Source organism: Streptomyces sp. (assembly GCF_031181555.1).
Taxonomy (GTDB): Bacteria; Actinomycetota; Actinomycetes; order Streptomycetales; family Streptomycetaceae; genus Streptomyces; species Streptomyces fimbriatus.
Genome location: NZ_JAPSKQ010000180.1, coordinates 1 through 11,815 on the forward strand (window position 1 = coordinate 1; position 11,815 = coordinate 11,815).

Consider the following 11,815-nt stretch of genomic DNA (forward strand, 5'->3'; position numbering starts at 1 on the left):
GCGGCGTGGCGCTGCCATTCCTCCGGCTTGCTGCCGGGGAAGAACACGTCGGTCGTCATCGGCGAGACGTCCGAGAACTCGATGACGCGGGTGATCTCGACGTCGCCCAGTTCGATCGTGGTGACCCAGGGCGCGGGTGGGGTGGCGGGCATGTGTCTACCTCGTGGTTCGTGTGCGGCTCGCGGGGCGGGGCCGTGATGCGTTCGGAGGTGCCCTGGAGGGCGGTTGAGCAGGGGGGAACGGAGGGGCTTTCGCCGTTGGCCGTCATCCGTGGAACCGACTCTGGAGGCCACCGGCCGGGGTGACCAGACCCGCTCCTGCCTACCCCTGACAGGTGCAGGCGGCGGGCACGGCAACCGCGCATACTTGCCGCCATGAACCGCAGATCACCGCTCGGCGAGTTCCTGGTGGCGCGGCGGGCACGGCTCAGCCCGGACGACGTCGGCCTGCCCCGGTACGGGGACCGGCGCCGGGTGCCCGGGCTGCGCCGGGAGGAACTCGCGATGCTCGCGGGGATCAGCGCCGGCTATTACACCCGGCTCGAACAGGGCCAGTCGCTCAACGCCTCGGCCGAGGTCCTCGACGCGATCGCCGCGGCCCTGCACCTGACCACGGCCGAGCGGGAACACCTGCACGTGCTGTCCACGACGGCGAGCCACCGGAACGGGCGGGCGACGCCCCCCGAAGAGCACGCCTCGGCCGATCTGCGTACGCTGCTGTCCGCCATGGGCCACGTGCCCGCACTCGTCGTGGGCCGCCGCAACGACGTGCTGGCCTGGAACAGGGCCGGGCACGCCCTGCTCGCCGGACACCTGGACCCCGCCTCGCCCGACGACCCGGACACCCGGCCCAACCTGTCCCGGCTGGTCTTCCTGGATGCGCACACCCGCGCCCTCTACCGTGACTGGCCCGCCAAGGCCCGCGCCGTGGTCGGAAACCTGCGCATCCTGACGGCCCGCAACCCCGATGACGGCTGCCTCGCCGCGCTGGTCGGCGAGCTGGCGATCCACAGCCCCGAGTTCGCCGCGCTGTGGGCCGAACACACCGTCGAGCCCTGCGGCCGCGACGTCCACGACCTGGCCCATCCGGTCGTCGGGGACCTGACCGTCACGCAACAGACGTTCCACGTCCCGCAGGAACCGCACCAGTCCCTGGTCACCTTCACCGTGGAGCCCGGATCCGCTTCCTCCGCGGCGCTGACGGTGCTGCAACAGGCGTGCGGCATCGGCACGGGGAGCGGGTGAGGGGAACTCGGTGAGAGCCGCGGGACCCGGACGCACCCGTGCTCCGCCGGGCCGCGGCCCGGCGGCCGGGCGGTGCGGCGCACGCAGGGCGAGCGCACCGCCGCCGGCGAGCAGCCCGTCCGTGCGGCTCGACGCGAGGACCGACAGCACCGCGAGGCCCAGTGAACCGCCCACCACCTGCGTGGTGTTGAACAGCCCGGACGCGAGTCCCGCGTCCTCCTCCCGTGCCCCGGTCATGGCGAGCCCGGTCAGTGCGGGCATCGCGGCGGCGAACCCCACCGAGGGCAGCAGCATCGGCGGCAGCACGTCCGTCACGTACCCGCCGCCCACCGGTGCCCGGCTCAGCAGCGCCATCCCGGCGACGATCAGCGCCAGCCCCGACAGCAGCACCCGGGAGGCACCGAACCGGCCCACCACCCGCGCCGACAGGCCCAGCATCAGCACGCCGATCGCGACCGGCGCGGGCAGGAAGGCCAGCCCGGTGGCCGACTCGCCGTACCCGAGGACACGTTGCAGATACAGCGCGCCGATGAACTGGAACCCGTACATTGTCGCGATCATCAGCACCTGCACGGCGTTCGCCCCGCTCAGCAGCCGGGAGCGGGACAGCCCGAGCCGCAGCAGCGGGCGTGCGGCGCGGGCCTGGCGGAGGGTGAACGCCAGGAACAGGGCCAGGGCGAGCGCGGACAGCAGCAGGGTGCGGCTCGTGCTCCGCTCACCGGAGCCGACGATGACGTACACGGTCAGCATCAGCGCGCCCGTGACGAGCGCGGCGCCGGGACGGTCGGCGCCCCGGGCGGACCCCGCGGCGGCGTCCGGGCGGTCGGGAGCGAGCACGCGGACCGCCGCGACGAGCGCGACGACCCCGATCGGCAGGTTGATCAGGAAGATCCAGTGCCAGCCCAGGGTCTGGGTCAGCGCCCCGCCGAGGAACGTGCCGAGCGCCCCTCCCGCCGCCCCCACGGCGCTGAACACCGCGATGGCCCTGGTCTGTTCACGCCCCTCGGGGAACAGCGCCACGAGCATGCCCAGCCACCGGGTCCACATCACCGAGTCGCGGGCGGCCTACGACGCCGCCCGCGACACCGAGGCGGCGGCCGTGTAGCCCGTCCACCGTGATCGGCGTGTCCACCGCACGGGCGGTTCCCTACTGCCGGTAGCCGCCGAGGAACCGCCCGATCCGGCCGATCGCCGTCTCCAGGACGTCCGCGTGGGGGAGGGTGAGGATGCGGAAGTGGTCGGGGGAGGGCCAGTTGAAGCCGGTGCCCTGGACGACCTGGATCTTCTCGCGGAGCAGCAGGTCGAGGACGAACTTCTCGTCGTCGTGGATCCGGTGCACCTTGGGGTCCAGCCGCGCGAACGCGTACAGCGCGCCCTTCGGCTTCACGCAGCTCACGCCGGGGATCTCGTTGAGCTTCTCCCAGGCCACGTCCCGCTGTTCGCGCAGCCGTCCGCCCGGCGCGGTCAGCTCGCGGATCGACTGCCGCCCGCCGAGCGCCGCCTGGATGGCGTACTGGGCGGGGGCGTTGGCGCACAGCCGCATGGAGGCCAGCATGGTCAGGCCCTCCAGGTAGTCCTTCGCGTGCTGCTTCGGACCGGTGACCACCAGCCAGCCGGAGCGGAAGCCCGCCACGCGGTACGTCTTGGACAGGCCGCAGAAGGTGAGGACCACCAGGTCGGGGGCGAGCGCGGCGGCCGAGTGGTGCACGGCGTCGTCGTAGAGGATCTGGTCGTAGATCTCGTCGGCGAACACCATCAGGCCGTGCCGGCGGGCCAGGTCGAGGATGCCCTCGACGACCTCCTTCGGGTACACCGCGCCGGTCGGGTTGTTGGGGTTGATGACGACCACGGCCTTCGTGCGGTCCGTGATCTTCGCCGCCATGTCGTCCAGGTCCGGGTACCAGTCGGCCTGTTCGTCGCACAGGTAGTGGACCGCCCTGCCGCCCGCGAGGGTCGTCACCGCCGTCCACAGGGGGAAGTCCGGTGCCGGGACGAGGATTTCGTCGCCGTCCTCCAGCAGGGCCTGCACGGCCATCGACACCAGCTCGGAGACGCCGTTGCCGAGGAAGACGTCGTCCACGTCGACCTCCAGGCCCAGGGTCTGGTAGCGCTGGGCCACCGCGCGGCGGGCGGAGAGGACGCCCCGCGAGTCGGTGTAGCCGTGCGCCTGCGGCAGCATCCGGATCATGTCCTGGAGGATCTCCTCCGGCGCCTCGAAACCGAACAGGGCCGGATTGCCGGTGTTCAGGCGCAGCACGCTGTGCCCCGCCTCCTCCAGCGCGTCGGCGTGTTCGATGACCGGACCGCGGATCTCGTAACAGACCTCGCTGAGCTTGCTCGACTGCCGGAACTCCATGCGCCGCTTCCCCTCACGCCCATCCGATGTTGCTTGGTTTTACCAAGTGGGAGCTTGGAAAGTCCAACGACATGTCTAGACTGCGTCGCATGCCACCTCGCCGAAGCTACGACCAGTACTGTCCCGCCGCCCGCGCGCTCGACGCCGTCGGCGACCGCTGGACCCTGCTGATCGTCCGCGAACTCCTCGCCGGCCCGCGGCGCTACACCGACCTGCACGCGGACCTGCCGGGCGTCAGCACGGACGTACTGGCCTCACGGCTGAGGGACATGGAGCAGGGCGGCCTCACCACCCGCCGTCGGCTCCCCCCGCCCGGCGCGGCCTACGTCTACGAACTCACCCCGCGCGGCAGCGCGTTGCTGCCCGTCCTCCAGGCTCTCGGCGCCTGGGGCGGGGAGGAGCTGGGGGAGCGGCGCCCCACCGACGCGGTACGGGCCCACTGGTTCGCGCTGCCCCTGCTGCGGGCCCTGGGCGGGGAGACGGGTCTCGTCGAGGTCCGTCTGGACGAGGGCCGGTTCCACCTGCACGCCGGCGCGGAAGCCGGCCCCGTCTACGGCGACGGTCCCGCTCCGGGGGAACCCGACGCCCTCCTCTCCCTGGACACCGCCACCTGCACGGCCATCAGCCGCGGCGAACTGCCCCTGGCCGACGCGATCCGTGCCGGGCGGGTCCGGGTGACGGGAGAGGGCACGCTCGCCAAGACCCTGCGGGAGGCCTGAGAGAAGAGGCGGAAGGCCCGCACGGGGCGGGCCTTCCGGGAGTGCGTCACGCGTTCGGTGGTACCCCGGGCGGACGCCCGGACCCGCGGGTCAGGCGGTAGCCGGCGACGCCCGCCAGGGCGGCCAGCGCGCCGCCCGCCGCGGTCCAGATCCAGCGGTCGGACCACCGGCCGGAGGTCCAGCCGTCCTCGGGCTCCAGGCCGGCCAGGACGGCCGGGTCGTCGTTCCCCTCGTCCGACCCGGCGCGTGTCGCGACGCCCGGTACCAGCGGCTCGGACAGCGCGCCGTCCACCGCCGCCGCGCCGCCCATGTCCTTGGACTCGACCCGCAGTTCGGCGTCCACAACCTGGCCGAGGTCGGCCGTGGACAGGCGCAGCGCCGTGAGACGGACGTAGTAGGTGCCCGGCAGCGGGTCGTTGGCCCAGGGCTCCGACCAGGCGCGGACCGTGCGCAGCACGCACTCCAGCTCCACGGAGGCCGCGTCCGTCCCGGCCGTGCGGGTCTGCGCGCCGTACTGGCAGGCCTGGCGGCGGCGCAGACCGTCGTACACGTCGATCTGCCAGGTCTCGGCGGCGTGGCGCTCCGGCAGCCTCACCGTCGCCCTCACGGTGGGGCGCTGCCCGGCGTCCGCCGGGAACGACCAGTACAGGTAGTCGCCCGTGGAGGCACGCGCGGTGGCGGTCTGCCCCTGCTCGACCTCCGTCGCGGTGCGGAAGGAGGTGCCCGCGCGGGTGGGCGCCCCGCCGTCCTCGGACTCGCCGGGGGAGGGCGAGGAGTCGGCCGCGGCGGGGACCGCGGCCAGCCCGAGCGTCATTAGGGCGGCACTCAGTACACGTACGGCACGCATCAGTTGGTCCTCCAGACAGCGAACCGCCAGCGGGACAGCCAGCCCCAGAGCAGGCCGGCGACGAAGCCGGTGAGGACCAGCGCGCCGAGCAGCCACCAGCCCCGGCCCAGACCGAAGGAGGCCACGTCACCCGCCCCGTCGGGCCCGTCCACGACGTCGACGGTCAGCTCCAGCGGAAGACCCGGCGTGGTCTTCACCCCGGAGTCCGCCGAGAAGGAGTTGGTCACCGCCAGGCAGACCACCTCGGCGGCCGGCTTGTCGCTGTCGTCGTCGTCCCGTTCGGGCTTCGGATGGCGCAGGCCGGTGGACAGCACGTCCGTACGGCCGTTGCCCGTGGCCTCGCCGCGCACGATCTCACGGCCGTGCACCGTGACGGCCCGCAGCAGCACGCCGTAGTCCGGACGCACGGCCCGGTCCGCCGCCACGCTCACCGAGGCGCGCAGCTCCTGCCCCGCCAGCAGCTCCACGCGGTACCAGCGCTGCTGTCCGAACTCCTCGCGGTCGGTGTAGAGACCGGACTTCAGGGTCGGAGCCTTCGTGCACGTGTCGCCACCCCGCGTGGCCACCGGCGTCACCACCGGTTCGGCCGCACGGTCCACCAACTCGTTGACCCGGTCGGTGAGTTCGTCCTGGTGCTCGACCGAGGTGTAGGTCCCGCCGGTCGCCTCGGCGATGCAGCTGAGCTGCCGGCTCAGCTCGGCGTCCGGCACCAGGCCCAGGGTGTCGATGGTCAGGCCGATGCCCTGGGCGGCGATCTCCCGGGCCACCTCGCACGGGTCGAGCGGGGCGCAGGTGTCCTCGCCGTCGCTGATCAGCACGATGCGCTTGGAGCCGTCGCCGCCCTCGAGGTCGTCCGCCGCCTTCAGCAGAGCGGGGCCGATGGGGGTCCAGCCGGTCGGGACGAGCGTGGCCACCGCCGTCTTGGCCTCGGTGCGGTCCAGCGGGCCGACCGGGTAGAGCTGCGCGGTGTCCTTGCAGCCCTCCTTGCGGTCGTCGCCGGCGTAGTCGGCACCGAGCGTCCGGATGCCGAGCCGGACCTCCTCCGGCGTGGCGTCCAGCACCTCGTTGAACGCCTGCTTCGCCGCCGCCATCCGGGACTGCCCGTCGATGTCCTTGGCCCGCATGGAGCCGCTCACATCGAGGACGAGGTTCACCTTGGGCGCGTCCCGGCCCGCGGGTTCACCGGCGGACGCCCCGGCCGGGAAGGCGACGAGCCCGGCCGTCAGTGCGGCGAGCAGGGCGCAGACGCCTGCCACCGGCCGTTTTCTTGTGATCATCGGCGGATCCTATTGATCAGGTGTGCCGCCCGCCAAAACGGGTGATCACAACCGCCCGGCGCGAAGAGGATTGGGCAGTTCCGCCCATTGGTCCCCGCTGGTCCCCGGCGACAGCCGCATCAGCGTCAGCGCCTTCGCGGGCAGCGGTTCACCGAGCAGCGCGGCCAGATCCGGGGTGCGCGGCAGATCCCGTGCGGCGGTCTCCAGGGCCGCGCGCAGCGCCGGTCCCGAACCCGCCGTCCCCGCCAGCGCGCCCGCCACCAGCGAGCCGAACAGTTTGCGCCGCAGGGCGCGTTCGTCGTCCGTGACCATGCGCGCGGGCAGCTCGGGGACCGGGACGCCGTGCCGCGCCAGACGGACCGGGCCCACCCGGATGTCGGCCAGGTCGCGGTAGACCAGTCGCCGCGGTTCCCCGGCCGGCGACAGCACCACCAGGAGGTTCTGGCCGTGCGCCTCCAGGGCCACCCCCAGCTCCAGCAGCCGCAGCCCGACCGTCAGGGCGAGCCGGGCGAGCGCGGCCAGCCAGGCGTCCGACCGGGCCAGTCCGGTGGTCGCCAGGGCCGCCACCGGTACCACCCGCTCCCCGGCCGTCGCGTACGGCCGGGGCGACTCGCGCAGGACGGCCGCCAGATCGGGGGACCCGGCGGCCACGGCGCCCAGGGTGCGGGTGATGTGCAGCAGCCCGTCCGTCCGCGCCGCCACCGCCTCCCCGAAGTCCGACAGCACCGCCGACGCGGCGATCGAGCCGAGCGAGATGTCCCGCACCGAGGACGTCAGACGGGCACTCAACGCGGTCTTGACGTGCGGCCCGTCCGGCAGCGCGAGGGTGCGCAGCGCCATCAGCGGATGCGCGACCAGCCGCCCCGCCCCCTCCGTGCCCTTCACGCCCTTCCGCTTCAGCACATGCGCCGCCTGCCAGGGATGCACCGGGATCACCACCCGCCCGCCGTCCCGCAGCCGGTCCGGCCAGACCCCGGTCACCAGACACTCCTCCGCCGGGACCGGCAGCAGCTCCAGCTCCACGAGCGGCCGGTGCTCCGGCGCGTAGGCGAGCTGATCGGCCACCGAGAAGCCCGGCCGGGAACGGCAGCTGGGATGGAACGGATGCCCGTCGACCACCCGCTGCTCCCACTCCCAGTCGCTGCGCGGCCACTCCTTCGGGTGATGCGGCCGCCCGGCCCGCGAGAGCGCCAGTGAGGCGGCGCTGTGCCCGAGCTCGGCCGCGAAGGCCGCCGAGTGCGGTACGGCGAGGTCCGTCATCAGCCGCGCCGGATCGTCGTACTCCGTCCCGTCGAGCCGTACGGCGGTGACGTACGCGCCGGTCGCGTACGGATCCGCCCGCGGGCCGTGCAGCCGCCGTCCGTCCGCCAGGCGCAGCGTGAGCCCGTCGCGGCCCGGTTCGCGGCGGACGATCCACGGCAGCGGCTCGTGCGCGAGGCCGCGCCACAGCCGGGTCAGCACGGCCGCGCGGGCGCCGGGCAGCGCGTCCGCGTACCGGCGCACGAGGCCGGGCCGTACGGCGGCCAGCTCGTCGGCGACCTCGGTCTCGGCGGTGGGGGGACGGTGCACGGGCGGGCTCCTCGGGTACGCACACGGTGGGACGGAAGGGCGGACGACGACAGACATACTGATCGTCTCCGCCCGGACAGACCGTAGGGAACCAGTGGAACGCGTGGACCCCATGCCCCCGCCCGCAGACGACGACGCGGTGAGCCGCGCCGCTCTCGCCGACCTCACCGGGCGCGCCGACGCGTACGCGGCCGTGCCGCTGCTGAACTGCCTGCTGCGCGAGGTGGCCCGGCCCCTGCCCGACCTGTCCGGCCCAACCGCCCCGTCCGGCCCGAACGCGCGGCCCGCGCAGGGACCCGACGGGCTCCGGACGTACCGCCTGCCCGGCGTGGACCGCCTGCTGCGGGTGCGCGGCACCCGGCGCCCCGCCGCGCCCGAGGTGTACGCGGCCGGTGCCTGGCACCGGATCGGCCACACCGAGCTGGTCGAGCTCGTCGCCGAGGAGCTGCGCCGGCACACCGGCCTGTCCAACCACGAACTGCCCGCCGAGATGATCGACAGCCGGGACGCGGTGGCCGCGCTGCTCGCCGCGCGGGCCCGGGCCACCCCGCCCGACGACCCGTATCTGCGCTCCGAACAGGCCCTGCTCACCGGTCACACCCACCATCCCGCCCCCAAGGCACGGGGCGGCGGCCCCGCGCCCTGCTGGCTGCCGTACGCGCCCGAGGCGCACGCCCGCTTCCCGCTGACGCTGCTCGGACTGCGCGAGGACGCCGTCGTCGAGGAGGGCGACATCCGCGCCCTCGACCACCTGGGCACGGCCCCGCCCGGCTACCGCCTGCTGCCCGCCCACCCCTGGCAGCTGGACCTCGCCGCCCGGGACCTCGCCCCCGCGTTCGCCGACGGCCGCCTGGTGCGGCTGGGCGAGACCGCGTTCCCGGTGTGGCCCACGGCCGCCGTCCGCACCCTGTACGCGCCCGGACGCGACCTGTTCCTGAAGTTCAGCCTGGACGTGCGCATCACCAACGACGTGCGGCGGCTGTGGCGCCACGACCTGCTGAAGCTGCGCGGGACCGACACGGCCGCGCGCTCCGCCTTCGCCGCCTTCGACGGTACGGCGGCCTGGCTGAGCGACCGCGGCCACCGCACCGCGGACTTCGCCCACGAACAGCTGGCCGTCGTCGTGCGCGACGGACTGCGCGCGCATCTGCTGCCCGGTGCGACCCCGTACCTCGCGGCGGCACTGGTCGAGGGCTTCGACGGCAGTCCGCTCGCCGGCACCACCGCCCCGGCCGCCTGGTGGGAGGCGTACCTGGCCCGGGTCGTGCCGCCGGTCCTGGCCGCCTTCGCCGGGCACGGCGTCGTCCTGGAGGCGCACCTGCAGAACACCCTGGTCGCCATGGACGCCGAGGGCACCCCCGTACAGGCGCTGTTCCGGGACGCCGAGGGGGTGAAGCTCCTGCCGGAGGCGGCCCGGGCGGCGGAGGGCCCCTTCCCGCTGCCGGAGGTGTCCCGGGAGGCCGGCTGGGAGCGGCTGGTGTACTGCCTGGTCGTCAACCACCTCACCGAGATCGCCGCCGCCCTGGCCGAACACCACCCCGGCTTCGACCCGTGGCCCGCCGTGCACCGCGAGCTGGCCCGCCACGACCTCCCCGAGGCCGCCGCCCTGCGCACCGCGCCCACCCTCCCCGGCAAGACCAACCTGCTGCTGCGCTGGACCGGCGCGGACGGCGCCGACGCCCGCTACCGGCCGCTGCCCAACCCGCTGGCCGGCGGGTGAACGCCGGACCGACCGGTGTCGCGAGCGGCGCGCTCCCGCTCAGCAGGCCGCCGTGCGGCCGTCCGGGCACAAGGGGAGCGCCGGTGCGGCCGGTGACGTCCCGACGACGACGTCCGGCGAGGTGGGCCGCGCCGAGGCACGCGCCGACCCGGTCCTCGCGCCGCGCCTCCGCTTTCCGGTGCCGGCCGGCCGACGACCGAGGAGGAGGACCGGACGCGGGGGCAGCGGCGCGTGTCCCGGACCGGGAGAATGCGTCCCGTCGGTTCTCTCCGCGTACCGGACCGGGAGGCGAATCCTGCTGAGGGCCACCGCGGGGCCGAGCGTGCTCGTCGTCCGGAACACACCGGCCGGCGGCCCCGGCCGTGTCGGCTCGTGACTGCGGGAGGCCGGGCTGCGCCTGGAGGTGGTGCGCGCCTGCGCCGGTGAACCGCTCCCCGGGCTCCTGGAGCACCGGGCCCTGGTCGTCCTCGGCGGCGGCTGCCTCCCGTACGAGGACGAACGTGCCCCCTGGCTCCCCGCCCTGCGCCGCCTCACCGGCCAGGCGCTTCAGGAAGCCACCCCGACGCCGGGTGTCTGTCCGGGCGGTCAGCTCCTCGCCCACGTCGCGGGCGGCACCGTGAAGGGCCGGCACGGTGAGCCGGAGTACGGCAGCACGCCGGTCCGGCTGCGCGCCGACGCCCGCGGGGACGCGCTCTTCGGCGGACTGCCCGCCGTGACGCCCGCCATCGAGCGCCATGTGGACGCCATCACCGACCTCACCGGGAGCCGTGTGGCTGGCGGACAGTGAGCGGTGTCCCCACCAGGGCTTCCGCCCGGGCCCGCGGTTCCATCACGTCCGGAGCGACGGCATGGGAGACGGCCACCGGGTCGACGCGGCCCAGGCCGGTGCCGCGGCGGACGGTGCCGATGACGGCGGCGCCGCGCCGGACGGCTGACGGGCGCAGGCGCCCCTGCCGGTCGTACCTCGCTGCCCCGCCGCGCCTCACAGCCAGGGGCCCATGCGGCGAATCCACCGCAGGATCGGATCGACAGGATCGAACACCTCGGCACGCCGCGGCCCGGACACCGGGCCGGTCCGCGACGGCCTCGGGGGCAGCAGTCGCGCCAGGGCGTCGAACACGTCCGCGTCCGCAGGGCGTCCGACCGGGCCCGCCGAAGCCCGCCTCGTCGGTGCCCGGCCGGTTGTGCGGGTGACGCGGACCGGTATCGGACGGCCGGAGCCCGTCCCGCCGCCGCGGCGATCGCGCCCGGCATCGTAGGCCGCGCGCCGCCGGGGATCGCGAAGGGTTTCGTAGGCGGCCACGGCCTCGGCGAGGTCTTCCGGCGCCGCGGGAGTACCGGCGCGGCGGGTGTCGGGGTGCAGGGAGCGGACCAGCACGCGGAAGGCGGTCGTGATCTGCTGCGGGGACGCGTCGGACTGCACGCCGAGCACCGCGTAGTGGTCGCGTCGCGGTCGCTGACCGGACATCGTCCTCACCCCCTGCTTGCAGGGCCTGGACCTACGAAGACCGGGGAGACCGGAAGGAAGACATCCCTGGGACCCGGATACAACCTCACCGCGTTGATGTCAATACGCGCCGACTCGGAGCCGCCTCGACCGCGGCGCAGCACGCCGGGGCCGGTGTCAGGCCGGGCTCTCCGGGTCCGTGCCGTCGGCCTGGTACACCTTCGTCCAGGTGGCCCCGCATCGGCACCGGTAGTGCTCCACCAGTTCCCCCTCTTCCGACACGCTCAGTCCCTGATGGAGTCGCACATGCACATGATTGCCCATGGGGAGCTGCTCTCCTCGACGACCGTCATCCGGCCCCCATCATGGCGGCTTGCCGCGTCTCGGTCCGCTCCCCGACCGAAGCTCCCGGTCGTTCCGGCTGCCCGGCGGTGGTGCGGGCACAACGGGTGGCCCAGGTCGCCGGCCCTCCGGGACGCGGCTCGCCGACGCGGACGGACGATCCACCGGGACGATCCACGGGTGGAGGCGGAGCGGGCCCCTGCCGCGGCGGGCCGTCACCGCTGCTTCCGGCCACCGGTGACGGCCCCGCACGTCATCCGTGCCCCGCCCGTCCGGACGAGGCGGCGGGAGTGT

General features: G+C 74.5%; 10 protein-coding genes and 1 pseudogene. 4 read left to right on the forward strand and 7 right to left on the reverse strand.

All coding sequences use genetic code 11. The features are described 5' to 3' along the window. Positions 1 to 374: 374 nt before the first annotated feature. A complete protein-coding gene (locus tag RIM90_RS26840) occupies positions 375 to 1,244 on the forward strand; it encodes a helix-turn-helix transcriptional regulator (protein WP_309063332.1) in 870 nt (289 codons plus the stop codon). Positions 1,245 to 1,334: 90 nt separating this feature from the next. On the opposite strand, the pseudogene RIM90_RS26845 reads toward RIM90_RS26840, so the two are convergent. Together RIM90_RS26845 and RIM90_RS26850 are read right to left on the reverse strand one after the other, a co-directional pair. Continuing rightward, positions 1,335 to 2,291, reverse strand: a pseudogene (locus RIM90_RS26845) (MFS transporter); the annotation flags it as partial. A gap of 100 nt (positions 2,292 to 2,391) precedes the next feature. Next, positions 2,392 to 3,600 (reverse strand): pyridoxal phosphate-dependent aminotransferase, encoded by a 1,209-nt coding sequence (locus tag RIM90_RS26850; protein WP_309063333.1) that lies wholly within the window; start codon positions 3,598 to 3,600, stop codon positions 2,392 to 2,394. A gap of 89 nt (positions 3,601 to 3,689) precedes the next feature. Between RIM90_RS26850 and RIM90_RS26855 the strand changes: the two genes are divergently transcribed. After that, positions 3,690 to 4,319, forward strand: coding sequence for a helix-turn-helix domain-containing protein (locus tag RIM90_RS26855; RefSeq protein ID WP_309063334.1), 630 nt, complete (start codon positions 3,690 to 3,692; stop codon positions 4,317 to 4,319). A 46-nt stretch (positions 4,320 to 4,365) separates the two neighbouring features. On the opposite strand, the gene RIM90_RS26860 is transcribed toward RIM90_RS26855, so the two are convergent. From RIM90_RS26860 to RIM90_RS26870, 3 genes are read right to left on the reverse strand one after another with little or no spacing between them, the layout of a single operon-like run. Further along, positions 4,366 to 5,166 (reverse strand): hypothetical protein, encoded by an 801-nt coding sequence (locus RIM90_RS26860; RefSeq protein ID WP_309063335.1) that lies wholly within the window; start codon positions 5,164 to 5,166, stop codon positions 4,366 to 4,368. Beyond that, complete coding sequence (locus RIM90_RS26865; RefSeq protein WP_309063336.1) at positions 5,166 to 6,443, reverse strand: VWA domain-containing protein; 1,278 nt, start codon at positions 6,441 to 6,443, stop codon at positions 5,166 to 5,168. Before RIM90_RS26865 ends, RIM90_RS26860 begins: the two co-directional genes overlap by 1 nt. Before the next feature lie 45 nt (positions 6,444 to 6,488). Then, a complete protein-coding gene (locus RIM90_RS26870) occupies positions 6,489 to 8,012 on the reverse strand; it encodes an IucA/IucC family protein (protein ID WP_309063337.1) in 1,524 nt (507 codons plus the stop codon). A gap of 112 nt (positions 8,013 to 8,124) precedes the next feature. Between RIM90_RS26870 and RIM90_RS26875 the strand changes: the two genes are divergently transcribed. Next, the gene (locus tag RIM90_RS26875; protein ID WP_309063338.1) at positions 8,125 to 9,732 is read left to right on the forward strand and encodes an IucA/IucC family protein; all 1,608 of its coding nucleotides are present in this window, start codon (positions 8,125 to 8,127) and stop codon (positions 9,730 to 9,732) included. 406 nt (positions 9,733 to 10,138) lie between these two features. Next, positions 10,139 to 10,519 (forward strand): hypothetical protein, encoded by a 381-nt coding sequence (locus RIM90_RS26880; protein WP_375165563.1) that lies wholly within the window; start codon positions 10,139 to 10,141, stop codon positions 10,517 to 10,519. 195 nt (positions 10,520 to 10,714) lie between these two features. Here the strand turns inward: RIM90_RS26880 and RIM90_RS26885 are convergent, their stop codons facing one another. Beyond that, on the reverse strand, positions 10,715 to 11,164 hold the full coding sequence (locus RIM90_RS26885) for a J domain-containing protein (RefSeq protein WP_309063339.1): 450 nt from the start codon (positions 11,162 to 11,164) through the stop codon (positions 10,715 to 10,717). Between the two features lie 192 nt (positions 11,165 to 11,356). Continuing rightward, positions 11,357 to 11,485 (reverse strand): hypothetical protein, encoded by a 129-nt coding sequence (locus RIM90_RS26890; protein ID WP_309063340.1) that lies wholly within the window; start codon positions 11,483 to 11,485, stop codon positions 11,357 to 11,359. Between the last annotated feature and the right edge of the window lie 330 nt (positions 11,486 to 11,815).